This is a genomic window from Glaciecola sp. HTCC2999 (assembly GCF_000155775.1).
Classification (GTDB): Bacteria; Pseudomonadota; Gammaproteobacteria; order Enterobacterales; family Alteromonadaceae; genus Opacimonas.
In genome coordinates this window covers 53,974-80,880 of the sequence record NZ_DS989815.1, presented here as the reverse complement: position 1 = coordinate 80,880, position 26,907 = coordinate 53,974, and the positions used below count along the sequence as shown (strand labels likewise).

Sequence of the window (26,907 nt, the reverse complement as noted above, 5' to 3'; positions counted from 1 at the left end):
ACAAATTAAGGATACAGTACTTCCCACCACTCAGGCTCATCTTTTAAGTATTTATCAAAATACGCTAACTTAGTTTGCCACCATCTAAAACGGTGTTCACGGGAATTAATATGATGATCATCGCCTAAAAACTCGATAAGTTCGACATCTTGGTTCAGCAATTTTAATGCCGTATACATTTGATGACTCTCATTTACAGGTACATTGGTATCAGCATCACCATGTACTAATAAGATCGGTGTAGTGACTTTATCTGCGCTATAAACAGGACTTTGTCCCACATAGAGTTCGCGATTATTCCACGGCCAATTACCACGTGTTGCAATGCCTTTATAACCATAACCCCACCAGCCATAGCCCCAATAGGACGTTAGATTACTGATCCCCGCATGTGAAATTGAGGCGGCAAACATATCGGTTTTGGTGGCCAAATGCATGGTCATGAACCCACCATAGGATGCCCCCATATTGCCTAATTTATCTTTATCCACAAAGGGGTGGGCCGCGACAAACGCTTGGGTACTTTCAATGATTTCATCGGCAGTATTAATGCCCCACGCGTTAACATGGCGTCCCGAAAAATCCTGTCCATAACCAAAGGTGCCTGACGGCTGTAGTACATACACCACATAACCCATTGAGGCATACCAATTAAATGGATAGCGTCCGGTAAAGCCCCGTGTCACAGGAGAGGTGCCACCATAGTAATAGACGATGGCAGGGTATTGTTTATTGGGATCAAAGTTATCAGGGTAATACACACGACCATCAATGAATTGGCCTGATTTGGTGGTGTAATCCCAGTCTTTGATATCGATAAAGGTGTTGTTCGCAAAGTCTTGAGCCGCGCTATCAAATAGGGTGATGTCTTTACTACGCTTTAAAGAAGTCGCAATGACTTTTTGCGGGGTTGTGGCTGTTGAACCCTTATATACCAGTGTTGGGCGCTTGGTATTTGACACGGAAAAGCCGTTGATCACATCTGCATTGAGAGTATGCTGAGTAAATGTTTGCTTATTAATATCAACATTAAACAATTGTACGCGATCTTCAATCGTTGCACTTAATAATAGTTCACCACTTGCAAGGTTCTCAACGCGACGAATACTCGGGTCAAAATTAAGCGACAGCGCAGTGACTTTTTCTGGGTTGTCTCGCGCCATGAGATAAAGCTGACCATCATAGTCATTGGCTAAGGTAGCAGTTTTGAGATTAAGCCCTAGACCGGCTTTAAAATTAGGGCCTGCGACGATGACAATGCCGTCTTTATGATACTGTGCTGAGTTGAAAGTGCGATATTCACCTAATAGGGTTTCTGTGCCGGTCGCGATATTCAATTCAATCAGCTGAGTAAGACTATGTGGCGGTTTGGCATAATCTACCGGTGAGCGTGAAATCAATGCACTTTGGGTGGTTGGGTCAATGTCCAGTAGATAGCTTTTCAACGGATTTTGCGTAAGCTGTTTGATAAGGCCTGATTCAATATCCATGAGGTGCAGTTGTTGTTCACCGCGCCAATAACTCCAGCGGTCTTGCAGTGCACGGTAGCGCTTGGTAATGGTACTTGGCGCTTTTTCAGGTTTACTCCAGGTAAATAAGAGTTGGTCGTTATTCACGTAATGGACGCTACCTACTCTCTTAACATCGGTGGCAAGGGTTTTGAGCTGCCAGTTGCCGGTGGTCAATTCAAACAATGTGTTGTTATGGGTAAAGACCATTGCTTGGCTATCTGCACGCCAGTCTACATTACCTGGACGCATTGCTTGGAAGCGGTAGGCTACTTGTTGGGTGCTCATATCTAGGATTTCAACCAATCTATGGGCGGTATCGCCACCCAGATCCGAGTAGTGCTGTTTTGACCACAGTAACCATCGACCATCGGGAGATAGATTCAATGTACCTACTGTTTGGCTATCAAAAAACTGGCGCATAGTGGGGCGCTGCTTATTTTGATCATTATCAAACGCAAGCGAGGATACCGTGTTGGTGTCATTGTGCTTTGATGCGTTTTTTGGAGTCCATGAAATACTAACGTTTTGCCAATTTTCAACGCCAGATACGATCATCAGCGCACGATAATCTTGATTTAATAGTGTCACATCAAAGCTCGATTTACCGATTTGTGCTTGTTCATTTAGATACAACGACACGTTTTGGGCACCTTCAACCGTCAATGACCCTGTGGTATAACGTTGTGGCAGTATGGAAAAGCGAAGTAAATGTGTGCCTGCTGTCTCGCCGGTCAGAGCGGTCCATGTCCGGGTGTCGTTAAAAACAGTAATACGCTGGTCATGGTCGATTTTATCACTGATAAAGTTGATCAGGTTTTGTTGGACAGAATCGGGGAACTGATGGTCTTTGATGTTTGAGGTGTCAGCGTCGTTGGTAAGGGTAATTTTGGTGATCAAATCTGTGCTTACCACCTGTTTGACTTTTTCGGCACTATTACTAAATTCATTTTGAACGTCTGCAACTCCTGTAGCCTGATCACTTTCAAAGTAGTACGCCAATGCATTCGCTGAAGATAACGCGAGTAATATCAGTCCCATATACAACAACAATGTCAGTAAAATCGCATTATGTTGGTTGTTTACAGGTGTCGTAGGTAGAGAGGATGTTTTCATTATTGTTCTCTTTTGATTGTGACGGATGTCAGCTTTTTATGAGCTTTTAATTGATATGTGAGTGTAATAGATTGAAGGAGAGTGGGCAACTGGCGACAGTTTAAGATGATGATAGAGTCAATGAGTCTTTAATTGAATCATTGGTGTTTCAAATTGGTTGGTAAAATTCTACGTAGGAAGCTTCGTTAATTTTGCTGCAATAGGTTCATATGATTAAACAGTTGAGTTATGATGCGAGCATGTTTACAAAATATTAACAATGGTTTGATCATGAATTTTTCTCGCTTAAGTTTTGTGTTTATATGTGGTTTTTACTTACTACACATTCATAACGTTGCTGCGGAGGTAGCAGAAAAGCGTTCTAGCGCAAAGCCGGCCTCATCACATACCATCACCAAGCAAAATGAAGTCAAGCAAGCGTTGCCCTTTGCGAATAAAAAGGACTTTGCCCTAGCAGAAAAAGGCTTAATTGTTCGACCTGAGCAAGTTGAGATATTCAATGACGATGGGACGTTAGCCTGGGAATTAGGCAATTATCAGTTTTTACTTGAAGACCATGCGTCGGTAAATCCGAGTTTACTTAGACAAGCGCGCTTAAATTACCAATATGGGTTATTTAAAATTACCGAAAATATTTACCAAGTCAGAGGTTATGACTTATCTAATTTCACCGTCATCAAAGGCGATACCGGCTGGATTGTATTTGACCCATTGCTAACCCCAGCAACAGCCAAAGCAGCGTTGAAATTAGTTAATGATACTTTGGGACAAAGACCGGTCACAGGGGTGGTTTATAGCCATGCACATGCGGATCATTTTGGTGGTGTTCTAGGTGTTGTCACGCCAGAGCAAGTGAAACAACACAATATTCCTATTATTGCGCCAAGTGGTTTTATGGAGCATGCAATAAAAGAAAATGTCCTAGCCGGCAATGTCATGACCCGTCGAGCTATTTTCCAATACGGGAATGTCCTACCAAAAGGTGCGACAGGTCAAGTAGATGCTGCGATCGGCAAAGGGCTTTCGATAGGTATGTTTGGTTTGATTAAGCCGACGGTCGAAATTGATGAGAATGAGCGTGTGATGATCATTGATGGCGTGGAGATGGTGTTTATCAACACACCAGGCGGCGAATCACCTGCAGAAATGAATACGTATTTCCCAAAAGATAAGGCGTTTTGGGCGGCAGAGAATGTAATAGGGACAATGCATAATGTTTATACACTGCGTGGTGCCGCTGCTCGTGATGCTCTAGCCTGGAGTAAATTCATCAATGAAATGGTGTATGGCTATGGGCAACAGGCAGAAATCATTTTTGCGTCTCATTCATGGCCGCGCTGGGGTAATGAAGACATTCAAACATATTTAAAAAAACAGCGTGATATGTATGCATACTTACATAATGAAACATTGCATTTGGCGAACCAAGGCGTAACGATTAACGAAATCCACAACGAAATCAATGTGCCAGATAGCTTACAACATGAATGGTATAACCGCGGATATCACGGTAGTTATAAGCATAACGCCCAAGGGATCATGAATAAATACTTAGGGTATTTTGATATGAATCCAGCGAATTTAGATCGCCTGTCTCCTGCGGATTCGGCACCTAAATATGTCGCAGCAATGGGGGGGGAAAAGCAAGTCATGACACTAGCACAGGAAGCGCATGACAAGGGTGAGTATCGTTGGGGAGCAGAGCTGCTAAACAAACTCGTATTTGCTCAGCCTAATTACATACCAGCCAAGCGTCTATTGGCGAATATATATGAGCAAATGGGCTACCAAGCGGAGAGTGCGGGTTGGCGCAATACCTATCTAACAGGTGCTAAAGAATTGCGTGATGGTGTGCTGCCAACGAGCAATATTACCCGCCCCGGACCATCATTTTTACAAGCGATGGATACTGGGTTGTTGTTTGATTATTTGGCAGTCAAAGTGAACGCAAAGCGAGCCGAGAGTGAAGCATTCAAAATTAATTTTACGTTCACCGATGAGGGGCGGGAGTACTTAGTTGAACTGAGTAATGCAACGTTAACGAATATTGAAGGTGTGACGGTTCAGGATGCTGATCTTAGCTTGACGATAAGTCGTGAGGATTGGACGCTAGTGATTCTAAAACAAGTAGCGCTGCGCGATTTACTCGCGTCAGGAAAGGCTTCTTTTGCAGGGGATATCCGGATATTAAATCAATTATTTAGTTTACTGGATGAGTTTCCATTTTGGTTTAATATTGTGACACCATAGTAAGATGATGGGCTGAGTTATTAACAATGGATTGATGTTGGCTGCGTGTTGATGCGGTTACATTAATCCATTGTGATTATCAGCATTACTGTTTTGGAGTGTAAAAAGCGATTTGATTTCTACCGTTGTTTTTGGCTAAGTACATTGCTTCATCTGCGCGATTAATTAATATCTCTTTTTCTGTCCCCATTTCAGGGAAAGTAGCAGCGCCAATCGATATTGATAAGCTATCGATAACATGTCCGCCAGTTTCAACCTTTAAATCCTCTATTTGTAAACGTAATTTTTCTAGACGTTGAAATGCGTTTTCTTGAGAAATATCGGTAAGCAGGAATAAAAACTCTTCACCGCCATAACGAGAAACAATATCGTAACCATTTCGAAAACCGACGAACAACTGGCTGATTGTTTTCAACACTGCATCCCCAGCATCATGCCCGTAATTGTCGTTAATATGTTTAAAATGGTCTAGATCTGCCATTACGATTATAAGAGAGGAGCTATTTCTAGATGCCCTATCAATTTCTCGTTGAATACATTCTTCGATAAAGCGACGATTATAAAGACCGGTCAAAGCATCCCGCATTGATAAGTTATGTAAGGCCACACGTAACTGTAAATTTGCAAGTGATAAACTAATCATGTCAGAAATAGAAGAAATTAAATCAATGTCTTGTTTAGGTATTTGTTGTACTTGATTTGGTGATAATGAAAAACTCAATACACCGATTAATTTACCTTGTGACAATAATGGTACGCATAATCCATTAGCATTGTTAGTGAAGTGATTGCATTTGGTTTCGATTAAATTTTGATCATACGAATTATGTATTGCACTGCGCTTGATTGACCAACAATCATATTGGTGAAATGTCTCTGTAAAGAGTGTTTTATTACCCCAAACTTGTTGCTGTATTAACAGTGTTTCAGAATTATTTAAAATATAACAAGCACCAGATAGGTCTGGTAATAAATTCTGCATACTTTGTGCAATAATTGGATATGCATCTTTAATATGGCTGCAAGATTGTAACATTTCTGTCAATTCAGCCATTATTATAGAATCTTGAAAGCGCTTTTCCATTGAATTGTTAAGTTCACTAAGTTGTTTACGCTTATGATCGTCAATAAGAATTCCGGCGGCGACAAGTAATATTACCAACACTCCTAATCCTAACAGCCAATTTTCTAAATAATCATCATCATTCTCAAAAAAGGTTGAATTATTGGTAAACACGGCTACCCATTCAACACCACCCAAATGAATGTTATAAATTTCGGTCAATTTTGCTGATTCAAAGTGTTCTCCTGAGCTGAAGAGTAGTTTGTCTTTTGCTATTTCATCTTCGTATATTTGTAAATCAAACGTTTTTTGTCGCTGATCGAAAATTTTTGACATCATGTCTTTAATTCGAAAAGCACTGTAACTAAATCCATGTATAGCTTGCTGCCTTTCAACTTCTGAGCGTGCCATTTCCCCCTTGTTATAGACGGGTAAATAAACTAACACTCCTTTCTGTATGTCATCATCTATTTCCTGCACAAGGGTGACACTATTTGACCATGAAGGTAGACCTGTTTTGATTGCTCGTTGCATCGCTTCTCTACGTACAGGGTTGGAGTACATGTCGTAGCCAAATGCCTTGGAGTTTCTTTCATCAAAAGGTTCTATAAAAACGATTGCACTATAAGTTTCACGATCGCCTACAGGATAAACTGAAAACTCAGGATATCCTGTACTATGTATTTCGTTTTCAATAGCGGGGAGCTTATCTTTGGGAAATATTTTTGAGAACCCTAGTGCTTGGATCCCAGGAAGTGATAAATCGAGCTGTAAAGATTGGTAATATTTTCTCCATTCATCTCGGGTGATGTCATTACTACTATAGTAAAGTCCAGCAGCACCTCTTAATACTCGCTCATATTCTTTCATTCGCTTTTTTAAAATATCTACTTCGTGTTGTGTTGTTATTTCAAATTTTCGTATCGCGTGCTCTTCTGAATTTTCACGAATTTCATGCCAGCCCAAAATTAATAATAATAAAACCGTTGCTAGACTTATCCAAAAGACAACACGTGAAAAATCCATATAACACCCAACTAACGAATAAATAAAAAAACACACTTATCATCAAATATAGAACATGATTTGAATAATGCGAATTTTCTTTGTGGTTATCGGTCATAAAAAAACCCAGCATAAGCTGGGTAATTAAATAAGATAAGACACAAACAGAAATTTATTCTATATTCTGGATCTGCTCTCGTACCTGCTCAATTAACACCTTTAACTCGACTGCACTTTGGGTGATTTCAGTATTAATCGATTTACTACCTAATGTGTTCGATTCACGATTAAACTCTTGCATCATGAAATCTAATCGGCGACCGATCGCACCGCCTTTTTTCATAATCCCACGCGTTTCGGATACGTGCGAGACTAAACGATCTAGTTCCTCTGCTACATCCAGTTTTTGAGCGAGTAACACGAGCTCTTGCTCAACACGTTGACTATCTAGTTCAACTTGCGCTTCTTCAAATTTGTTACGGATCTTTTCTTGTTGCCATGATAATACTTCTGGCATGCGTGCTTTGACTTTCTCGACCTCTGCTAAGACACCGACAAGACGTTGCTCAACTAACGCAGCCATATTTTCACCTTCACTAGCTCGGGCGGCTAAGAAGTCTTTCAAGGTCAAATCAAATTCAGCTAGTAAGTCTTTACTCATCGCATCCATATCCATCTCTTGGGCTTCGACGACACCTGGCCATTGTAAAACCTCTAGACGATTCAGGCTTGATGGACCTTCAATAGGCAGTGACTCTGCAGCTTGAATAAGTTGTGCTGCAAGCTTCTGATTAACATTGATTTTTGCGTTGTTGCTGGCGTTAAGCATCACACGTAATTGGCACTCTACTTTTCCACGCTGGAGCTTTTTACGAAAACGTTCACGCAAGACTGGCTCTAAGCTTCGATAAGCTTCTGGGAAGCGGAAAAACGTTTCAAGATAGCGTTGATTCACCGAGCGGATTTCCCACACTGCACTGCCCCAGGAGGCTTTTAATTCACGACGAGCAAATGCGGTCATACTATAAATCACGATGAAATCCTTAAATAATAGCTATCAAAAACCGCCTGTACCGTACACGCGATCAAACAATAGCTAAATTGTAACTGATTTTTCTTTTTTCATCGAATTGTGAATACGCTATAATAGAATTAATTCTTTTCTCCCTATTATATCTAGGAGCTTTTATGCGCCCAAGCGGTCGTACAGCCAACCAAATTCGCCCTGTCACTATCACACGTCACTTTACTTGCCACGCAGAGGGCTCGGTATTGGTTGAGTTTGGTAACACCAAAGTCATTTGTAACGCCACTGTTGAAGAAGGCGTACCGCGCTTTATGAAAGGCAAAGGCGAAGGTTGGATCACGGCTGAGTACAGCATGCTTCCGCGCGCGACACATTCACGCTCTGGCCGTGAAGCGGCTCGCGGTAAACAAGGTGGACGTACGTTGGAAATTCAGCGCCTGATTGCACGTTCATTACGTGCTGCTGTAGATTTAAAGCTCTTAGGCGAAAATACAATTACACTTGATTGTGACGTGATCCAGGCAGATGGTGGCACGCGTACCGCGTCAATTACCGGTGCATGTGTCGCACTGGTTGACGCATTGACCCATATGCGCAGCAAAGGCATTTTAAAAGCGAATCCGCTTAAACACATGATCGCAGCTTTATCAGTGGGTGTGTATAAAGGCAACGCGATTGCTGATTTAGAATACCTAGAAGACTCTGATGCTGAAACCGATATGAATGTTGTTATGACAGAAACCGGAAAGCTGATTGAAGTTCAAGGCACTGCTGAAGGCGAACCATTTAGCTTTGAAGAGATGTCAGAGATGTTAGATTTGGCCAAACATGGTTTACGCGAGTTGTTTGATATTCAAAAAACAGCCTTAAATAACTAATTATTGACGGAACTATCACCATGCAAGATTATAAAACTCAATTTATCGAATTTGCTATTAACCGCAACGTGCTGCGTTTTGGTGAGTTTACGTTGAAATCAGGCCGGTTGAGCCCATACTTTTTTAACGCCGGCTTATTTAATACCGGTGCTGACCTAGCTTTGTTAGGGCAGTGTTATGCTGCTGCGCTCAATAACTCAGGAATTGAGTTTGATGTGTTGTTTGGTCCCGCTTATAAAGGTATTCCGATTGCCACGACCACGGCAGTGGCGCTGGCGACAGAATATCAACGTTCGGTTCCTTACTGCTTTAACCGTAAAGAAGCGAAAACTCATGGTGAAGGCGGCAGTTTAGTGGGCGCGGAGCTTACTGGCAACATTATGTTAGTAGACGATGTGATCACCGCAGGCACTGCGATCCGTGAATCCATGAATATTATCGCCGAACATGAAGCGAATCTAGCCGGCGTATTGATTGCTCTTGATCGTCAAGAAAAGGGTAATGCTGAGTTATCTGCTATCCAAGAAGTCGAACGTGATTTCGATACTCAGGTGGTGAGTATTGTTACCTTAGGCGATGTGGTGGATTATTTAGTCGGTAAGCCGGAATATGAAGCGCACCTAGTTAATATTAATGCTTATCGTCAACAATACGGTATTTAACGATTCATGAGTGATAACACAACTGTGCCAGAGATTTATACCCAAGCCCCGCATCATTTTGATGCGTTGGGTTTACGTTGTCCTGAACCGGTTATGATGATCCGTAAAAAAATGCGTGAACTCAAGGATGGTGAGCGGCTGTATGTCATTGCCGATGATCCTGCCACTACTCGTGATATTCCTAGTTTTTGTCGATTCATGGAACACGAACTTATTGCCAGTGAAACGGCTTCTTCGCCGTTTCATTACTTGCTTAAAAAAGGCGTATAGCGAGATTCAACCATCTACAAAAAAGCCCTATCTAATAGGGCTTTAATCATTATAAAAAACAGTGGCTACGGCTTTTTAAACTTCAACGTCCAGCGATCGGTATTACCCGTCACACTGCGTGCACCCACTTCATATTCAAGCTCATCATCTTCACGGTAATGTAAGTTACTGTAATCGACTAATTCAAACCCTGCAGCTTGGATCTCTTTAATCGCTTTAACCGGATCAAAACGGCGACGATTTGAATCCGTAAACGGTTCCATATGACGTGCAGTGTGATCGACTACCGCATAAATCCCACCAGATTTAAGCGCCGCAAACGCGACTTCATTCATTTTAGCTCGACCAGTATCATCAAAGTTATGATAATTGCGGAACGTCAACACCATATCGGCATCAGTGACGCCTAAGCTATCAATGGAAAGTGAGTAAAAACGTGCGCCAGGTTCACGACTTAACGACGCATCTTTGGCAGTGATTTGAATATTTTCAAATCCCTCCTCTTTAGCTAATCCACGTTCAATACGTGACGTACCGATAGCCGCAAAATATTCCCCTTTTTCCGCTAATACCGGTGCTAATAAACGTGTATACCAGCCACCACCGGGGATCAGTTCGACCACTTTCATGTCATGACTTAAACCAAAGAAATCTAATGTTTGTACTGGCTTACGGTTACGATCGCGTTCTTTGTCCTTTTCTGGACGACTTTCGGCAGCCATCGCGGCTTTGACTAAATCAGCCGTGCTGTGCATCTCACCTGATTTATGATTATGCGCAAATGCACTGGCTGAAGTCAATAAGCACCCTGCTACGCCGATGGCAGCAAGTGTATTTGATAATGAAAACGATGTATTCAAACGGTTTTTATATCCCATCATGTTTGTATCCTTTAAGTTAATAACCAACGTTGTCCTGCCCATAGTAATAATACGATGAGCGATAATCCAAGAACAGTTTTGTATTGATACTTACGTAAAAAATGCTCAGCACGATCGCCAAAAGTTAATACTAACCAAGCAATTCCAAAATAACGCAGCATCCGTGATAGGGCAATAGCGATAACATACAGTCCTAAATGATAACCACTGACGCCAGCCGCTAGCATCGCCAATTGCAGAGGTATCGGCGCGATCCCCGCTAGTACAATAAACCAAAACCCTTCTGCATGGATTCGCGCTTGGATCTCGGTAAATACGTCAGGATTATCAAACCATCCGAGTATTTGTGGTTCAAACGAGGCAAACAGCCAAAACCCGATCCCATAAGCAACGAGGGCCCCAGCAACACAGCCGAGAGTGGCAACTGTTGCAATCCACCATGCTTTATCACGGCGCATTTGTGTGACTGGAATTAAGAGTGTTTCAATCGGAATAGGGACCACAATCGATTCTAAAAATGAAGCAATGGTGATCCCTGGAAGCAAATGTTTTGAGCGCACCCAATCCGATAGGCGTTGAGCTATCCTGTCAAACATAAGTCATCCATTAAATAACGCGGTTTAATTAGTTGAATCGTGCTTCACCACTGCGCCATCTTTCATGACAAACTGGACATTTTCCAGTAAACGGATATTCGCAAGTGGGTCACCTTTTACTGCCACTATATCAGCTAGCTTACCGGCACTGATGCTGCCTAAGGTGTCGGTCACATTCAGTAATTCTGCGGTATGCTTGGTCGCACTTAAAATTGCTTCGATTGGTGGCATACCCACATCGACCATCAAGCCAAACTCTTGGGCATTATCACCGTGAGCAGAGACACCAGAGTCAGTGCCAAACGCAATTTTTACACCGGCTTGGTAAGCGCGAGCAAAGGTTTGTTGGATTAAAGGCCCGATCGCAGCGGCTTTTGGGCGCACTATTGCAGGGAAAAAACCATCGATTTTGGCTTTCTCAGCAACAAAATTACCGGCTAAAATAGTAGGGACATAAAACGTCCCATTTTCTTTCATCAGATCCATTACGGTATCATCCATATAGGTACCATGTTCAATGGAATCTACTCCTGCTTTAATTGCACGTACCATCCCTTCTTTCCCGTGGGCATGCACAGCCACCGTCATTCCATAGTCATTAGCCGTTTCAACAATGGCAGTGAGTTCATCTGACATAAACTGTGGGTTTTGACCGTTTTTAGCGACTGATAATACGCCACCTGTGGCGGTGATTTTAATTAAATCCGCACCGTCTTTATAACGTTGACGCACAGCTTGACGCGCTTGGGCAACACCGTTGACCACACCTGCATCAGGACCTGGGTTACCCATTAAATGTTTGGTTAAGCCATTGGTGGGATCGGCATGTCCACCGGTGGTGGCAATAGATTTTGCCGTGGTAAAGATACGAGGGCCGACAGCAACGCCACGATTAATCGCATTGCGCAACGCCACAGTTTCATTAAACGAATCACCTAAGTTGCGGACGGTGGTAAAGCCTGCCATCAAGGTTTTTTGTGCGTAATGCGCCGCATCAAAAGCATAATCAGCTTCATTATACTGGACCCGTTTCATATACGTACTTGGACCGCCATGTTGGTAAGATAAATGCGTGTGCATATCCATTAGACCTGGCATGACGGTGTAGTCTGATAAATCAATTAACATTGAGCTATCTTCAGGTGTTTGAAACCCTGACAGTACTTGGGTGATAGTGTTGTCTTTGACGATGATCGTCATTTGTTCGCGGACGTTTTTATCCGTTGCCGTTATTAATTTACCGGCGTGGATCGTCGTCGTTTCAGCGTGTAAGCTTGTGGTCAATAGTAGGCTGAGCAACAGGGCACAGCAAGACATGATAATGCGTGACATAGAGCATCCTTGGGTCGTAGTGTTAATTATTATTCTATGGTGCCAAAGTGCGCAAGATAATCGCCAGACGCTAAAAACGCGTTTCCTTCGATGATATCTAATGCTTCAGCAAATTGATAATACACATTTTGTTGTACCTTTGCCCACAAATTATTCCGCATATATAAATATGGAATATCACACCCAGCATGAGCATTAAATCGCATTTCTATGGGGTGTTCGATGCTGATAGTGACAAGATCATCGGTACTAGAGTGGCATTGTATAGGCGCGTTAGGTGAGTCTCCCAGTCGTTGCCAGGTCACGATTAATAAAGGCACATCGTCGACTGTGATTTCGACTTTTTCTACAGGTGTCACCAAAAAGTAGCGTTCGCCTTCACGTTTTAATACTCGTGAAAATAATCTCACTAATGCGGGACGTTTAATCAGTGAACCGTCATACCACCATTGACCTGCATGGTCGATATGCAATGGGATCGGGCCGCAAAATGGTGGATCCCACTTTTCCACTGGCGGGTATGTACACTCGCTGATATGTGCTAGTGAGCTGTGCAGTTGGCTTAGCATAAGTCATGCAATGATATTGATTTATTGCGAAAGCGCATCACGTAACTCACGCAATTTTCGTTTTACTAACCGCATATTATCAGGCCCCATTCGTACCAATTGTTTTTGTGCCGGCGAAAGGGCTTCTAATTGAGGATTAACAAATCGGTACATCACACTGTCACTTTCTACGGCAATCGGCAGGCTAACGGTAGGAGTATCAAGTAACTCATTGATTGCATTAATTAAAGTCAGGTTGAAATCACTGTTGGGCAGGGTTATTTGTGCAAACTGAGTCGTGATTTCGTCATTATAATCGTTTAATAAACGCAGTAATGAATCTGTCTCAATAGCGGCAAATGTCTGTGCATATACATTATAACGCGTGAACGATTCTGGGGTGATAAATTGATTGTCGCCTTGGGTAAACACTGAAAACTTGTTTTTAGGAGCGGTGAGCATCGAGACATTTTCTGGTAGCTTGCCATCAGCAGTATTAACAACAGTCGCCACCATATTGGCGATGATAGATTCATTAACAACGAGCGTACTTAACACTGGCGAGCGTAATGTCGTGATCAAGGCTTGCTTAATGGCTTGGTCAGAAACATCGAGTATCGCTGGTTCCGCGACTATTTCGGGTTCGATGAAGACCTCTTCGACCCCAAGATCTTCAACATTAGCTTCAGATATGGGTGTTGCGACGGTAAATTCTTCCTCGATCATCACTTCTTCAGTTTGAGGCGCCATAACAGGCTCGGCTATTGGTTCAGGTACAACTGTCGTAGGCGCTGAGACGACCACTGGCGAAGGGGCATCATTTTCTGGCCATAAAAACGCGACGGCTAATACCATCACTAATAATATTACGACACCATAAAGCGGATAACGAGACGACGTTGGTGTTTGAGTCATGTAAGAATTAATCCTAATCTAAAATGTGAAAAACAAGTGCCTTATTAGTAAGTCTGAAAGATAAGCAATAAGTTCACATTATTATTAATGCATTTTTCTGCAAAGTGTAGCTTCAAAGTGGATCTTATCAAAACATTCATTCGTAATTAATAATTATGTTTTAAATAGGAATACATCATGCACAAATTTCAATTTTCCCAATTTCACCAGCAAACCTCGCATATTGAATACTTAGAAGTCCAGTCATTTGAAGTGAATGTGTATTTAGTTAAGTTAACAGTCGATGGCATCACTGGTTTTGTTTATGATAAAAAAGATAACATCATGCGTTTTCATAGTTCCCAACATATTCGTGATAGTTTCGCGACTTGTGTGGTAGATAAAGCCGTTATGGTGCATGATTCACCTTATGAGGAAATGATTGGTAATCCGCCTAAATCGAATGAAGCGATGGCGATGCCCTTTTCCATGACGCAGCCCTATTAATTTAAGCGATTCATGTTGTTATGCTCACATTTGTCACATTTAACCAAGCTACCCCGATCCAACAAGCCACCTTCACCACATATAATAAAGCTTGGGTAGAGCAGTATTTTGTCCTTGAAGAAAAGGATGTCTATACCTTGGAAAACCCGCAAGCAAGTATTATTGAGAAGGGCGGTGAGGTGCTGTTAGGTCTCGATATTACAGGTAATTCAGTCATTACCTGCGCAATTTTAAATGCAGGCGATGACATATATGAACTATCTAAAATGGGTATGAACCAAGATCACAAAGGCAAAGGTTATGCGGAGCAAATAGTCAATGCAGCCATTGAATGGGCCAAAACCCAAGACGCCAAGTCTATCTTTTTAGAGTCAAATCGCATCCTAACTAATGCCTTATATGTATATGAAAAATGTGGGTTTGTTGAAGTGCCTATGTTACCTTCGCCATATGAACGCGCCGATATTCGAATGGAATTGAAATTACAATGAACTCCCGTAGTCTGTCACCGACATCAACGTTTGACGTGTATAACAGTGTCACTCATGCGTGTATAGCAACACTCACTAACGCGACTGGCAATGATATTGAAGCAGCCATTAGCGCGGCGACTGTTCGATATTACACACCGTCAACAGGTCATGCACGTCAACAAATGCTCATCGCTTTGCACGACCAGTTAACTGAACATCGTCATGAATTAGCCACAATCATTAGCGAAGAGTCAGGTAAAACTCTTGGTGATGCTATGGCTGAGATTGATTATGCGAATCAATATTTGTCCTGGTTTGCTCAACTAGCGGAGTCAATGGATGCGCCGATTGAAGTGGCTGAAAAAGTCGAAGTATGGCGCGAGCCTGCGGGTGTGGTTGGTGCAATTACACCTTGGAATTTTCCATGCGCGATGATCGTACGTAAACTGGCAGCTGCAATTGCTGCTGGTTGTCCATTTGTAGTCAAACCATCGGAATTAACGCCATTATCGGCATTAAAAATTGCTGAATATACTCAAAATGCAGGCTGGGATAAGGGCTGGTTAGCGGTATTAGTCAGTAATCAAAATGCCGCTGTCGGACAAATACTCACTACCGATCCTCGTATTGCTAAATTTACGTTCACTGGCTCAACAAGAGTGGGTAAATTGCTCAGTGCACAATGTGCCAGCTCTTTAAAACGTGTGTCCTTAGAATTAGGAGGTAATGCGCCTATGCTAGTCTTTGGTGATGCGGATATTGAACTGGCAGTAGCCCAATGTGTCGCCAACAAACAACGCGGAACGGGACAAACATGCGTGGCAGTGAATCGTATTTATGTGGCTGCTTCGGTAGCTGAAGCATTTACACAAGCCTTAGTGGCACGAGTCAGTGGGTTGACCACAGGTGATCCCTTGCATCCAGATACCCAAGTGGGTCACATGATCACGTTTGATGCGGCAAATACAACCCACAACCGAGTCCAACAAGCGATTGCTCAAGGTGCCCAGGTTCTATGTGGCGGAGTCTATCAAGCAGGCAGTGCCTATTACCCTCATACCGTGTTGACTCGTGTGCAACATGACGATGATGTGGTGTGTGAAGAGATTTTTGGGCCCTTGTATCCTATCATCACGATTGACGATACAGGACTAAGTAATGACGCGGTCATGGAGCAAATGCTGAAGTATGCGAATGATACCCAAGCGGGGTTAGCCTCTTATGTGTTTAGTGCAGATAACGAGGTTTTGGCTCAATGCCAGCGTCAATTGCAGTATGGGATGGTGGGGTGCAATACCGCCGTACTAGGCAATGCAGCCGCACCTTTTGGTGGGATCAAACAATCTGGCTTTGGGCGTGAAGGCGGCAGCTTAGGTTTGGACGATTTTACGTATTTAAAATATATTAAACCTAACGCTTAGTAGTAGGTGCTATTCATGCCCACCAAACTCGACACTCAATAACTCGACATTATCGGCAAATTCTAAAGATTTCACCTCACCTGTGCCTTCGAAGTTGATCAAGTTATTTTGTTCCGGCCAGATGTCGCGTAAAACATCATGACGCACGGTTAACTTACCTATATTTGCTGGTTGAGCGGTTTCTTGGTATATCCAAAAATGGCGACCATCTACTTCAAAACCAATTAAATCTAATGCAAACGCTTGCGACATTTCATCATAAATAGCAAATCGCTGAGCAACATATTGTGCGAATTGTTGTTGAGTCGCCTCACTATTAATAATATCTGCGCTCTTATCAAATAAAGTTTTGACCGCGTGTTCAGCATCATGCATGTACACACGATGCATCACTTCAATATTATTGGTGTTAGGGTTAAACAACACTGTTGTTAACCCTGATTTTTGCTGATGTGCGAACACATTCAGTGAGAGCATGCTAAGTGCAATTAACGCACTTAGCAACATAACCTTAGTTTGACTCATCATCAGTTTCTAACTCGGTCTTAATATCTTGCATAATGTCACGATAGACTTTGCCACTGCGTGGTTTTGACTTATATGACTCAATGCGCGATTTAATGATTTGGCGTGGGTAATGGTTATTATGCGTGTCCACATCAGCGGTTTCCCAGCGCGGATCAACGGTCACTGACGCTAATTCTTTTTCCGTTACAATCAGCTTACTTACCGCTTTAGGGGTACGGCGCCAAATTTCGGCTGGGATGCGCATCATTTCTGTAGAACCATCGGTGTACGTCATTTCTAAAATGATCGGCATGACCAATCCACCGAGGTTAGAAAAATCCATCACATAATAGTTTTTGTCCTCAGCCACTGCACGCTCAAGGGCTTTACGCTCCCAAGGTTTTAAATCTTTGAGGTATTTTTGATACTTATTACGCTCTTTATTTGTGACAGTAAAGCGGTCATTTTCGTCATAAAAATCACTGATGTCACTAAAACGGTCGACCCATAATGTTTTACCTTCGGCTTTGTTACGCTCATCGGTTAATGATAATGGCTTATCTGCTTCGGCTTGACGTTCACGAGCATAATCAATATCTGGATCTTCAGTATCCAGACGTAACTGATAAATACTATCAATCGAGATATCTACGTGATCGGTGCTGTAGAACCAACCGCGCCAGAACCAATCTAAATCTACCCCTGAGGCTTCTTCCATCGTGCGGAAAAAATCAGACGGTGTCGGGCGTTTGAACATCCAACGTTGAGCAAATTCTTTGAACGCAAAATCGAAAAGTTCACGACCTAAAATAGTTTCACGTAATATATTTAACGCGGCTGCTGGTTTGGTATATGCATTGGGGCCTAAACGCAAGACTGAATCAGACTGAGTCATGATGGGTACTTGAACATTAGATTTCATATAACCGGTGATATCACGCGGCTCTACACCCCATGGAATGGTCGGATCCCACTCACGGCCTGCTACGCCATCTAAGAAACTGTTTAACCCTTCATCCATCCATGTCCATTGGCGCTCATCTGAGTTGACGATCATCGGGAAATAAATGTGACCGATTTCATGGATAACGACACCGATTAAAAAGCGTTTTTCTGCTTGAGAGTATGTGCGTGTCCCATCGTCTTGCAGATCGGTACGTGGGCCATTAAAGGTGATCATTGGGTATTCCATACCCCCAACCGGGCCATTGACTGACTGTGCTACAGGATATGGATAATCAAACGAGAAGCGTGAATAGACATCCATTGTGTGGATGATTGATTCAGTAGAGTATTTTTTCCATAAATCTCCGCCTTCTTTGGGATAAAATGACATTGCCATGACGACCGGCATCACGTCACCACCTTGCTGATAACCACGTGCGTCCCACATGAACTTACGAGATGAAGCCCAGGCAAAATCACGCACGTTTTCCGCACGGAAGCGCCAGGTTTTAGTTTCCGTTGTGCCTGCTTTCTCGTTCTCGAGAGCTTCTTCTTCGGTAACAACAAAAACAATGCGATCAGCTGTTTTGGCTTTTTCTAAACGTCGTTGTTGTTCATCGGTTAATACATCACGTGGGTTTTGTAGCACACCAGTTGATGAAACAATATGATCTGCTGGCACAGTGAGCGAGACATCATAGTCGCCAAACTCTAGGGTAAATTCACCTCGTCCGATAAATTCTTTATTGGTCCAAGCTTCATAGTCGGTATAAGCAGCAAGACGAGGAAACCATTGGGCAAGTAAGAAAATATCATTACCACCCTCGCGAGCATCATCTGGGAAATGCTCATAACCAGAACGCGCAGATACCGCATCTTCTTCAACAATGTTAAAGGCAAAATCTAGCGTAAAACGTGTACGCTCGCCTGATTTTAACGGCTGCATTAAATCAACACGCATTAAAGTACCGACAATGGTGTAGTTCAGTTTGTTACCTAAACCATCAACGACGCGAGAAATGTCATAGCCTAGTTCCGTGTCTTCAACAAACTGTTGACGACGCAGCGCCGCTAATGAAATTTGCGCTGGAGAATCACCACTAGCGGCTTTTGATGCTGGACCACGGTTACCAATACCACCAAATGTCGTGGTGAGCGCTGACATAGAGTCGTCTTTAAATTTATTCTGGTCTAGCTGGACCCATAAATACTTCAATGTATCAGGAGAATTATTGTAATAAGTAATATCCTGGGTCGCTTCGATACGACGCTGGTCTTCAATCAGACGCGCAGCAATTGTGTAATCCACTTGTTGCTGCCAATATTGATGGCCTGGTTCACCTGCTGCATTCCGATAGACGTTAGGGGTTGGCAAAACTTCGTCAAGTTGACGGAATTTATCTTCAAAATCGCCTTTAGTTTGTTTGATGGCATCTGCATGTAACACAGAAAAAGGGAGCAGTGTGAGAACACTGAGAGCGAGTAGCAGTTTACGCATTTGCTGTTCCTGTCATATTGGTTTTATATTTTTTAGGAGCGCGATTATACGTGATAATCTAATAAATGAAAAATAAGCCGGTGGTCTAGGTTCTTTCTGTGTCGAAATGGCGTATTCTAGTCTTACACATTCATTATTAATCAACATCATGCAAGCATTTTCATGGCAACGCGCCGTAATCAAAGTAGGTAGTTCGTTAATTGCACCCGGTGGTGGCAATACGGGTTGTTCAGCTCAGTATTTATTAGCCATTGCTAAATTTATTACCGGCGCATTGGCGCAAGGAAAAGAAATTATCATTGTGTCATCTGGCAGTGTCGCGGCAGGGCGTAGCAGTATGCCATTGAATCACCCGCCTTCGATAGCTGAAAAACAGGCGATGGCGGCGATAGGGCAAACTAAGATGATGCAAAATTGGGCACGCTTTTTTGACCAACCGTGTGCACAAGTGTTACTGACGATGGATGATCTGCATGATCGTGAACGTTATATTAATATCCAAAATACTTTTCGTGAGTTATTACGTCATCATGCTATTCCTATCGTAAATGAAAATGATACGGTCGCCATTAATGAGTTAAAAGTCGGCGATAATGATAATTTAGCTGCATATACCGCACTGGTTGCTCAAGCAGATACGTGTATTATTTGTTCTGATATTGATGGGCTCTATGATGCCGATCCACGAGTAAATTCTGATGCGATACTGATTCCGCTTGTGACTCAGATTACACCTGAAATTGAAGCGATGGCCGGTGGAGCTGGATCTGCAGTAGGCACCGGTGGTATGGAAACTAAAATTCAAGCGGCACAGCGTTGTTGTGCGTCTGGCATTCAAACGTTGATCGTTAATGGTACTGATGCAGATGTTTTCTCTCATTTAGGAGAAGGTCGTTGTAAAGGCACGTTATTCGCTGCTCAAGCTAGTCAGCAAACTGCGCGCGCGCAGTGGTTAACCCACACCTTAAACAGTCGTGGTCAAATCCATGTAGATGAAGGTGCCCGTAATGCCTTAGTCAATAAAGGGGCGTCACTACTACCGAGTGGTTTGGTCGAGATCAGCCAAGATTTTCATACCGGAGATGCAGTAGATGTGCTCTATGCCGGTGAGATCATCGGCAAAGGGATAGCCTTATTTTCTAGTAAAGAGTTATATTTGATAAAAGGCCATCATAGTGATGAAATAGAAGCAACATTAGGATATGTTCCTGCGAGTGTTGTCATTCATCGAGATAATTTAATTATCTATTAAAAGGAGTTCCATGAGTTTTTGTATCACCACCGCTGCCCGTGCAGCGAAAGAGGCGGCGATTATCACCGCCACACTTACCGCTGAACAGAAAAATACGATCCTTCGCGATATTGCGACATCCCTACGCACCCGTACTGCAGAGATTATCAATGCTAATCAGCAAGATATCGCTCAAGCACAAGCTGATAATATGGATCAAGCAATGCAAGATCGTTTGCTACTGGATGAGACTCGTATCGAAGCGATTGCTCTAGCAGTCGAGCAAATCGCAGATCAACCAGAAGTCGTTGGCGCCATCAGTGAATTAGCGACCATGCCTAGTGGTATAGAAGTGGGACAAATGCGTATTCCGTTAGGTGTTATCGGCATGATTTATGAGTCACGCCCGAATGTGACGATCGATGCTGCAGCATTATGCTTTAAAGCCGGAAATGCGGTGATTTTACGTGGTGGTAAAGAGGCGCTACATTCCAATATGGCGTTAGCAGCATGTTTGCATACTGTGTTTGACCAACATGGTATTAATCGCGCCGCCGTGACCGTGATCCCAGACCCTGATCGCGGGATCATGAATACTATGCTGACCTTACATGAATCCATCGATTTAATTATTCCGCGAGGCGGGGAAGGCCTGATTCGTTTTGTATCTGCCAACAGTCAAATACCGGTTATTCAGCACTTTAAAGGCGTGTGCCATTGTTATATTGATGAATTTGCAGATGAAGCCAAAGCGCTCGCGATTGTAGAAAATGGTAAGACTCAACGTACGAGTGTATGTAATTCATTAGAAACGGTCTTAGTCCATGCCAGTGTCGCAGCTTCTGTATTACCCAAAATAGCAGTGATGTTCGCTAAACATGACGTGAAAGTGCATGCATGTGCTGAGAGTTTGCCTTATTTTGGTGCGTTAGCCGATGCGAGTTTAGCCACGCAAGCAGATTGGGAAGCGGAATATTTAGCGATGGAAGTAGCGGTGCGAATTGTGCCTGATTTTGCTGCGGGGATTGCTCATATACAACGCTATAATTCAGGTCATACTGAAGTGATTGTGTCGGAAGATAAACAACGCCAACAAGCGTTCCTACAACAGATCAATTCTGCAGTAGTGATGATTAATGCTTCCTCACGTTTCTCGGATGGGGGAGAACTGGGATTAGGTGCCGAGATTGGTATTTCTACCTCGAAACTACATGCATACGGACCGATGGGCGCGCAGTCATTGACGACCCAAAAATTTGTTGTCTTTGGCGATGGTCATATTCGCCAATAAACCGTATTAGATAGTGCATCAATATTAACATTAGGAATTCATATGCAATTTTCACCATTAGGTCGCTCTGGATTATCAGTATCTCGTATTTGTTTAGGCACTATGACATGGGGTTTACAAAATACCCAGGCTGAGGCTGCTGAGCAAATTAATCATGCTCTGGATGCTGGTATAAATTTTATGGATACAGCAGAGATGTATCCGGTACCGCCTAGTGGTAAGACTTACGCGGATACTGAACGTTTTATTGGTCAGTGGATTGCTAATAATCCAGCGCGTCGCAAAGACTGGATCATTGCTACGAAAATCGCAGGACCAGGTTTTCCATATGTACGTAATAATGCGCCGATCACTGGGAATAATGTCGGTATCGCCTTAGAAGGTTCTTTACAAAGATTAAACACGGATTACGTTGATCTATACCAGTTACATTGGCCAAATCGCATGACCCCGCATTTTGGTAAACATGCATTAAACTTCACGCGCCCGACGTCTTTAGATGTGGAAGCTGAGCGCGATAATATGCGCGATATTTTATTAGGACTCAAAAAAGCCTTAGACGAGGGTAAAATTCGCAATTGGGGCTTATCAGATGATACGACGTGGGGGATCCATACCTATATTAATTTGGCCAAAGAGCTCGGGATGCCAGGACCAGTATCGATTCAAAATGAATTTAATTTATTGCATACTAAAGATTGGCCGTTTTTGATTGAGTCATGTGTATGTGAAGATGTCGCATACTTACCGTGGTCCCCATTATCTGGCGGAATGTTATCTGGTAAATACCTCAATGGTCAATTACCTGCTGGTAGTCGTCAAACCTATGAACAGCGCAATGGTTTATTTCGTAAAAACGACACCACCGAAGCGGCTATTCAGGCCTATGTTGATGTGGCTAACCGCTATAACATGACGCCAAGTCAACTTGCTTTGGCGTGGTGTGATCGGGTTGATGGCGTGACATCTACTATTATTGGTGCGACGTCGCTGGAGCAGTTGCAAGAAAATATCGCCGCGTTTGATATGAATTTATCAGATGAGTGTTTAGCCGAAGTGGCTAGTTTACTTCGTCAATACCCTGCGCCGTTTTAATGCCTAATGCAGTTTACTTTGTGGTGTGTGCCTTAATTTGGGGTACCACCTGGTTTGCGATTAATTTTCAAATCGATACCATCAATCCCGCTTACTCAGTCGGGATTCGTTTTTTTATTGCTGCCATCATATTAGGGGGCATTGCGCTGCTGAAGCGCTATCCTTTATTATTTAGCTGGCGCTATCATCGCAGCTTTATTGCTGGAGGGCTGTTTCTGTATGCGCTTGATTACACGTTACTGTATGCTGCCCAGCAGCATATTGTGAGCGCTTTACTTGCATTAATGAGCTCAAGTGTGGTGTATTTCAACGTGATTTTACGCCGGGTTGTACTGGGTAAACCCATGCGTCCAGAGGTGATCATCGGGGCAACGCTCGGATTTATTGGGATTGCTGCGATATTTGCTCCTGAACTCAAAGCGCTGGAACAACAAGGCTATATTCTGATTGGGATCCTATTTGCTTTAGGCTCTTTTACCAGTGCCTCGGTAGGGAATATTTTGTCTGAAAAAGTACTCGAAACCGTGCCCGTAGTCAGTTTTAATTTTTATACGATGTTGTATGGTAGCTTGATTATTGCAGCAGGTTTGATAGTGACGCAAACCCCTGTCATATGGCCCGAACGTCCTTCATTTTACATCGCATTGTTGTATTTAGCTGTATTTGGTTCAGTGGTGGCATTTGGCTGTTATATGAAGTTAGTGCAACAGATTGGGTCGGATAAAGCAGCTTATGTTGTCTTGGTCTATCCACTGGTAGCATTATTAGTCTCAACCCTTTTTGAAGATTATCAATGGTCTGTACTTTCTGCGTTCGGAGTTTTGCTGGTCCTAGTTGGGAACGCCTGTGCGATGGGTAAAGTGCCATTACATCGATGGTTTCCGCAGTTCACATTTAACCAATAGGTCACATTTACATGCCTGAGATCCAAAAGTTACTCGAGAATAATTTGCGCTGGGCAGATGAGACCATGGTCCGCGATCCCCAGTTTTTTGATACGTTATCTAAACAACAAACTCCGATGTATTTGTGGATTGGTTGTTCAGATTCGCGTGTACCAGCTAATCAAATTGTCGATTTATTACCAGGTGATATTTTCGTTCATCGTAATGTGGCCAATTTAGTGGTTCATACTGATTTTAACTGTTTGTCAGTACTGCAATATGCAGTGGATGTGTTAAAAGTAAAGCATATCATTGTGTGTGGTCATTATGGTTGTGGTGGCGTGGATGCTGCCTTGACCGATGAATCCTTTGGATTAATAGATAATTGGTTGGCGCATATTAAAGATATTGCCGCTTTACATGGGACTGAACTTTCTGCATTAAGCGGTGAAGCCAAAGCTGCACGATTGTGTGAATTAAACGTCAAAGCCCAAGCACAAAATGTTGCGCGAACGTCCATTGTGAAGGAAGCCCATCTTCGCGGGCAACCGCTTAAAATTCACAGTTGGATTTACAGTTTACGCAATGGCAAAATCAAAAACCTAGCGTAATATCCTCTTTTTGCGTATCCTGCACCGCTATTTTGTACCAAAAGGTTCACGCATCATGACTACCCCGACGAACGACTACACAACCCATGCCAAGGCGACATTATCCCTGCCGGAGTTTGTGGCGTTAATGGCTATGCTAAGCTCATTAGTGGCGTTATGTATCGATGCGATATTACCAGCATTGAATCAAATCGGTACCGCACTCAATAGCTCGGGTTCCCAACAAAATCATCTGATGATCTCGCTGTTTTTTGTGGGCATGGGCTTTGGACAGCTATTTTTTGGGCCCTATGCTGATACAAAAGGTCGGCGTGCGAGCATTTTGTTGGGGTTGGCCATTTTCGCGGTAGGGACAGGCATTTGTATGGTAGCCACCTCAATGGAAATGATGCTTTTGGGACGTTTTGTGCAAGCGTTTGGCGTATCTGGTCCACGTATTTCCTGTATGGCGATTATCCGTGATATCTACGTGGGTAATCAAATGGCCAAAGTGATGTCATTTATTATGATGGTCTTTATCATGGTACCCATGATCGCACCGATTATGGGCCAGTTAATAATGCAGGCATTTAACTGGTGGTATATCTTGGTTGCATTCTTAGTGATTGGCGCCTTAACAGGCATATGGTTTATGTTGAGACAACCAGAGACCTTGACCAAAGCCAATCGTCAGCCATTTTCAATGACCCAAGCAAAAATATCCGCTAAATTCATCCTCACCCACCGTCAGGTGATGGCCTATATTGGCGTAATGGGCTGTGTGTTTGGGGCTTTCCTTGCTTATATCAGTGCTTCCCAAACCATTTACCAAGAGATGTATGATATGGGCGATTGGTTTCCCTATATTTTTGCAACGTTAGCATTTTCGATAGGGATTGCATCTTTCATCAACTCACAGTTAGTAGAGCGCTTTGGCATGTTCAAATTATGTCATATCGCATTGTACGGACACATTGTCGTATCGTTATTAATTTTAATAATGGCATTATATTATGATGGTATGCCTCCGATAATGTTATTAATCGGCACTTTATTTGTCGATTTCTTCTTTGTTGGGATCATTTTCGGCAATATGAATTCATTGGCTATGGAGCCTTTAGGACAAGTCGCAGGAATCGGCGCCGCTTTAATCGGTGCTATTAGTAGTGCGATATCCGTTCCTATTGCTATTTTTGTAGACAGTTTTCTAACAACCAATATCTTGCCTATTATTATCGGTTTTTTCATTTTTGGCATGGTGAGTTTGATGTTATTTAAAGTGGGTTCTCCTTCGGAATGAATCGCTCGGAATGAGTCCCTCGGAATGAGTCTTAGCTATAAAACAATGTTCACTAGAGCCTTTAAAACGAAAAAACCCGGCCAAATTGGCCGGGCAAAAGGGCTTTATAGTAAAGCACCTAACGACAGAAGGGTGTTAATCAGTACTGAATACTGATTAACGAATCTGTTGACTTAGTTCGATTCAATAATCGCTTTCATGTCTGTCATGTAGCCACGAAGCTCTTCACCAATCCACTCAACACCGTGTTCGCGGATAGCTTTATTCACTTCCACTAAACGCATGTTATCCACTGCATTTGAAGTATCAGTCAAACCACCACCAATGTATTCACTGGTCATTTTCGGCATGATGTGCTGTGCAATTAATGGTGCTGCTGCATTAGCGAATAAATAGTTACCGTATTCAGCAGTATCAGAGATAACAACGTTCATTTCATATAAACGCTTACGTGCAATCGTATTTGAGATTAATGGGGTTTCGTGTAGCGACTCATAGTACGCTGACTCAGGTAAGATACCTGCTTCAACCATCACATCAAACGCTAATTCAACACCGGCTTTAATGGCAGCGACTAATAAAATACCTTTATCGAAAAACTCTTGGTCATCAATAGTACCTTCGTAAGCAGGTGCATTTTCAAAACCAGTTTGACGCGTCTCTTCACGCCACTTTAATAAGTTCGCATCGCCATTGCTCCAATCGATCATCATCGTTTTAGAGAATTCACCGCCGATGATGTCATCTTGGTGTTTTTCAAATAGCGGACGTAATAACTCAGTTAACTCTACTGATAAATCATATGCTTTAATTTTCGCTGGGTTAGAAAGACGATCCATCATGTTGGTTACGCCACCAATCTTAAGCGCTTCGGTAATCGCTTCAAGACCGTATTGGATTAACGCACCTGCATATGCTGCATCAACGCCGTCAGCAACCATTTTGTCGTAGGCTAAAATAGCGATGGTTTGTTGCATACCACATAAAATAGTTTGCTCACCCATAAGGTCAGATTTAACTTCCGCTACGAATGAAGATTCAAGTACACCTGCACGGTCTCCACCAGTCGCCGATGCTAATGCTTTAGCTATATCCCAACCTTGACCAAGATGATCATTTCTGGGGAACGGCGATA

General features: G+C 42.8%; 23 protein-coding genes and 1 pseudogene. 13 read left to right on the top strand and 11 right to left on the bottom strand.

Annotated features, from left to right (window positions below; genetic code table 11):
- Positions 1 to 5: 5 nt before the first annotated feature.
- On the bottom strand, positions 6 to 2,624 hold the full coding sequence (locus G2999_RS12405) for a S9 family peptidase (protein WP_010181580.1): 2,619 nt from the start codon (positions 2,622 to 2,624) through the stop codon (positions 6 to 8).
- A gap of 270 nt (positions 2,625 to 2,894) precedes the next feature.
- On the opposite strand from G2999_RS12405, the gene G2999_RS10740 reads away from it, so the two are divergent.
- The gene (locus G2999_RS10740; protein WP_156780270.1) at positions 2,895 to 4,874 is read left to right on the top strand and encodes an alkyl/aryl-sulfatase; all 1,980 of its coding nucleotides are present in this window, start codon (positions 2,895 to 2,897) and stop codon (positions 4,872 to 4,874) included.
- A gap of 85 nt (positions 4,875 to 4,959) precedes the next feature.
- Here G2999_RS10740 and G2999_RS12710 read toward each other — a convergent pair whose 3' ends face one another.
- The gene (locus G2999_RS12710) at positions 4,960 to 6,963 is read right to left on the bottom strand and encodes a CHASE domain-containing protein (RefSeq protein WP_010181576.1); all 2,004 of its coding nucleotides are present in this window, start codon (positions 6,961 to 6,963) and stop codon (positions 4,960 to 4,962) included.
- A 151-nt stretch (positions 6,964 to 7,114) separates the two neighbouring features.
- A complete protein-coding gene (locus G2999_RS10730; protein WP_010181574.1) occupies positions 7,115 to 7,975 on the bottom strand; it encodes a YicC/YloC family endoribonuclease in 861 nt (286 codons plus the stop codon).
- Positions 7,976 to 8,130: 155 nt separating this feature from the next.
- Between G2999_RS10730 and rph the strand changes: the two genes are divergently transcribed.
- From rph to tusA, 3 genes are read left to right on the top strand one after another with little or no spacing between them, the layout of a single operon-like run.
- Positions 8,131 to 8,847: a ribonuclease PH gene (gene rph, locus G2999_RS10725; protein ID WP_010181571.1), complete on the top strand. Its 717-nt coding sequence runs from the start codon at positions 8,131 to 8,133 to the stop codon at positions 8,845 to 8,847.
- Between the two features lie 20 nt (positions 8,848 to 8,867).
- Positions 8,868 to 9,509 (top strand): orotate phosphoribosyltransferase, encoded by a 642-nt coding sequence (gene pyrE, locus G2999_RS10720; protein WP_010181569.1) that lies wholly within the window; start codon positions 8,868 to 8,870, stop codon positions 9,507 to 9,509.
- 24 nt (positions 9,510 to 9,533) lie between these two features.
- Positions 9,534 to 9,779 carry a sulfurtransferase TusA gene (gene tusA / locus G2999_RS10715; RefSeq protein ID WP_029257533.1) on the top strand — a complete coding sequence of 82 codons (246 nt, stop codon included), beginning with the start codon at positions 9,534 to 9,536 and terminating at the stop codon, positions 9,777 to 9,779.
- Between the two features lie 65 nt (positions 9,780 to 9,844).
- Here tusA and G2999_RS10710 read toward each other — a convergent pair whose 3' ends face one another.
- From G2999_RS10710 to G2999_RS12395, 5 genes are read right to left on the bottom strand one after another with little or no spacing between them, the layout of a single operon-like run.
- Positions 9,845 to 10,660, bottom strand: coding sequence for a class I SAM-dependent methyltransferase (locus G2999_RS10710; RefSeq protein ID WP_010181565.1), 816 nt, complete (start codon positions 10,658 to 10,660; stop codon positions 9,845 to 9,847).
- Between the two features lie 11 nt (positions 10,661 to 10,671).
- Positions 10,672 to 11,256, bottom strand: coding sequence for a YqaA family protein (locus G2999_RS10705; RefSeq protein WP_010181564.1), 585 nt, complete (start codon positions 11,254 to 11,256; stop codon positions 10,672 to 10,674).
- Positions 11,257 to 11,280: 24 nt separating this feature from the next.
- On the bottom strand, positions 11,281 to 12,588 hold the full coding sequence (locus G2999_RS10700) for an amidohydrolase family protein (protein WP_010181563.1): 1,308 nt from the start codon (positions 12,586 to 12,588) through the stop codon (positions 11,281 to 11,283).
- A 29-nt stretch (positions 12,589 to 12,617) separates the two neighbouring features.
- Positions 12,618 to 13,157, bottom strand: a complete 540-nt coding sequence (locus G2999_RS10695; RefSeq protein ID WP_010181562.1) for a DUF1285 domain-containing protein — start codon at positions 13,155 to 13,157, stop codon at positions 12,618 to 12,620.
- 21 nt (positions 13,158 to 13,178) lie between these two features.
- Complete coding sequence (locus G2999_RS12395) at positions 13,179 to 14,051, bottom strand: DUF3014 domain-containing protein (protein WP_010181561.1); 873 nt, start codon at positions 14,049 to 14,051, stop codon at positions 13,179 to 13,181.
- A gap of 177 nt (positions 14,052 to 14,228) precedes the next feature.
- On the opposite strand from G2999_RS12395, the gene G2999_RS10685 reads away from it, so the two are divergent.
- From G2999_RS10685 to G2999_RS12390, 3 genes are read left to right on the top strand one after another with little or no spacing between them, the layout of a single operon-like run.
- Positions 14,229 to 14,537 (top strand): DUF6482 family protein, encoded by a 309-nt coding sequence (locus tag G2999_RS10685; protein WP_010181560.1) that lies wholly within the window; start codon positions 14,229 to 14,231, stop codon positions 14,535 to 14,537.
- 20 nt (positions 14,538 to 14,557) lie between these two features.
- Positions 14,558 to 15,028: a GNAT family N-acetyltransferase gene (locus tag G2999_RS10680; RefSeq protein ID WP_010181559.1), complete on the top strand. Its 471-nt coding sequence runs from the start codon at positions 14,558 to 14,560 to the stop codon at positions 15,026 to 15,028.
- On the top strand, positions 15,025 to 16,431 hold the full coding sequence (locus G2999_RS12390; protein WP_010181558.1) for an NAD-dependent succinate-semialdehyde dehydrogenase: 1,407 nt from the start codon (positions 15,025 to 15,027) through the stop codon (positions 16,429 to 16,431). The genes G2999_RS10680 and G2999_RS12390 overlap by 4 nt, the downstream gene beginning before the upstream one ends.
- A gap of 9 nt (positions 16,432 to 16,440) precedes the next feature.
- On the opposite strand, the gene G2999_RS10670 is transcribed toward G2999_RS12390, so the two are convergent.
- Both G2999_RS10670 and G2999_RS10665 read right to left on the bottom strand, forming a co-directional pair.
- The gene (locus G2999_RS10670; RefSeq protein WP_010181557.1) at positions 16,441 to 16,956 is read right to left on the bottom strand and encodes a DUF6702 family protein; all 516 of its coding nucleotides are present in this window, start codon (positions 16,954 to 16,956) and stop codon (positions 16,441 to 16,443) included.
- Positions 16,943 to 19,381 carry a M1 family metallopeptidase gene (locus G2999_RS10665; protein ID WP_010181555.1) on the bottom strand — a complete coding sequence of 813 codons (2,439 nt, stop codon included), beginning with the start codon at positions 19,379 to 19,381 and terminating at the stop codon, positions 16,943 to 16,945. The genes G2999_RS10670 and G2999_RS10665 overlap by 14 nt, the downstream gene beginning before the upstream one ends.
- Before the next feature lie 148 nt (positions 19,382 to 19,529).
- Here G2999_RS10665 and proB point away from each other — a divergent pair, with 148 nt between their 5' ends.
- From proB to G2999_RS10635, 6 genes are read left to right on the top strand one after another with little or no spacing between them, the layout of a single operon-like run.
- On the top strand, positions 19,530 to 20,633 hold the full coding sequence (proB, locus tag G2999_RS10660) for a glutamate 5-kinase (RefSeq protein ID WP_029257529.1): 1,104 nt from the start codon (positions 19,530 to 19,532) through the stop codon (positions 20,631 to 20,633).
- A gap of 10 nt (positions 20,634 to 20,643) precedes the next feature.
- A complete protein-coding gene (locus G2999_RS10655; protein WP_010181551.1) occupies positions 20,644 to 21,903 on the top strand; it encodes a glutamate-5-semialdehyde dehydrogenase in 1,260 nt (419 codons plus the stop codon).
- Between the two features lie 42 nt (positions 21,904 to 21,945).
- A complete protein-coding gene (locus G2999_RS10650; RefSeq protein ID WP_010181550.1) occupies positions 21,946 to 22,998 on the top strand; it encodes an aldo/keto reductase in 1,053 nt (350 codons plus the stop codon).
- Positions 22,998 to 23,903 (top strand): DMT family transporter, encoded by a 906-nt coding sequence (locus tag G2999_RS10645; protein ID WP_010181548.1) that lies wholly within the window; start codon positions 22,998 to 23,000, stop codon positions 23,901 to 23,903. Before G2999_RS10650 ends, G2999_RS10645 begins: the two co-directional genes overlap by 1 nt.
- 11 nt (positions 23,904 to 23,914) lie before the next feature.
- Positions 23,915 to 24,493 carry a carbonate dehydratase gene (gene can / locus G2999_RS10640; protein WP_010181547.1) on the top strand — a complete coding sequence of 193 codons (579 nt, stop codon included), beginning with the start codon at positions 23,915 to 23,917 and terminating at the stop codon, positions 24,491 to 24,493.
- Between the two features lie 55 nt (positions 24,494 to 24,548).
- Positions 24,549 to 25,772, top strand: a complete 1,224-nt coding sequence (locus tag G2999_RS10635) for a multidrug effflux MFS transporter (RefSeq protein ID WP_010181545.1) — start codon at positions 24,549 to 24,551, stop codon at positions 25,770 to 25,772.
- A 173-nt stretch (positions 25,773 to 25,945) separates the two neighbouring features.
- Here G2999_RS10635 and G2999_RS12385 read toward each other — a convergent pair.
- A pseudogene (locus G2999_RS12385) lies at positions 25,946 to 26,907 on the bottom strand (ketol-acid reductoisomerase); the annotation flags it as partial.

Bases quoted from the DNA above. Each gene is read 5' to 3' on its own strand.
- G2999_RS12405 (WP_010181580.1), bottom strand. From the start codon at position 2,624: ATGAAAACATCCTCTCTACCTACGACACCTGTAAACAACCAACATAAT.
- G2999_RS10740 (WP_156780270.1), top strand. From the start codon at position 2,895: ATGAATTTTTCTCGCTTAAGTTTTGTGTTTATATGTGGTTTTTACTTA.
- G2999_RS12710 (WP_010181576.1), bottom strand. From the start codon at position 6,963: ATGGATTTTTCACGTGTTGTCTTTTGGATAAGTCTAGCAACGGTTTTA.
- rph (WP_010181571.1), top strand. From the start codon at position 8,131: ATGCGCCCAAGCGGTCGTACAGCCAACCAAATTCGCCCTGTCACTATC.
- pyrE (WP_010181569.1), top strand. From the start codon at position 8,868: ATGCAAGATTATAAAACTCAATTTATCGAATTTGCTATTAACCGCAAC.
- G2999_RS10710 (WP_010181565.1), bottom strand. From the start codon at position 10,660: ATGATGGGATATAAAAACCGTTTGAATACATCGTTTTCATTATCAAAT.
- G2999_RS10705 (WP_010181564.1), bottom strand. From the start codon at position 11,256: ATGTTTGACAGGATAGCTCAACGCCTATCGGATTGGGTGCGCTCAAAA.
- G2999_RS10700 (WP_010181563.1), bottom strand. From the start codon at position 12,588: ATGTCACGCATTATCATGTCTTGCTGTGCCCTGTTGCTCAGCCTACTA.
- G2999_RS10695 (WP_010181562.1), bottom strand. From the start codon at position 13,157: ATGCTAAGCCAACTGCACAGCTCACTAGCACATATCAGCGAGTGTACA.
- G2999_RS12395 (WP_010181561.1), bottom strand. From the start codon at position 14,051: ATGACTCAAACACCAACGTCGTCTCGTTATCCGCTTTATGGTGTCGTA.
- G2999_RS10685 (WP_010181560.1), top strand. From the start codon at position 14,229: ATGCACAAATTTCAATTTTCCCAATTTCACCAGCAAACCTCGCATATT.
- G2999_RS10680 (WP_010181559.1), top strand. From the start codon at position 14,558: ATGCTCACATTTGTCACATTTAACCAAGCTACCCCGATCCAACAAGCC.
- G2999_RS12390 (WP_010181558.1), top strand. From the start codon at position 15,025: ATGAACTCCCGTAGTCTGTCACCGACATCAACGTTTGACGTGTATAAC.
- G2999_RS10670 (WP_010181557.1), bottom strand. From the start codon at position 16,956: ATGAGTCAAACTAAGGTTATGTTGCTAAGTGCGTTAATTGCACTTAGC.
- G2999_RS10665 (WP_010181555.1), bottom strand. From the start codon at position 19,381: ATGCGTAAACTGCTACTCGCTCTCAGTGTTCTCACACTGCTCCCTTTT.
- proB (WP_029257529.1), top strand. From the start codon at position 19,530: ATGCAAGCATTTTCATGGCAACGCGCCGTAATCAAAGTAGGTAGTTCG.
- G2999_RS10655 (WP_010181551.1), top strand. From the start codon at position 20,644: ATGAGTTTTTGTATCACCACCGCTGCCCGTGCAGCGAAAGAGGCGGCG.
- G2999_RS10650 (WP_010181550.1), top strand. From the start codon at position 21,946: ATGCAATTTTCACCATTAGGTCGCTCTGGATTATCAGTATCTCGTATT.
- G2999_RS10645 (WP_010181548.1), top strand. From the start codon at position 22,998: ATGCCTAATGCAGTTTACTTTGTGGTGTGTGCCTTAATTTGGGGTACC.
- can (WP_010181547.1), top strand. From the start codon at position 23,915: ATGCCTGAGATCCAAAAGTTACTCGAGAATAATTTGCGCTGGGCAGAT.
- G2999_RS10635 (WP_010181545.1), top strand. From the start codon at position 24,549: ATGACTACCCCGACGAACGACTACACAACCCATGCCAAGGCGACATTA.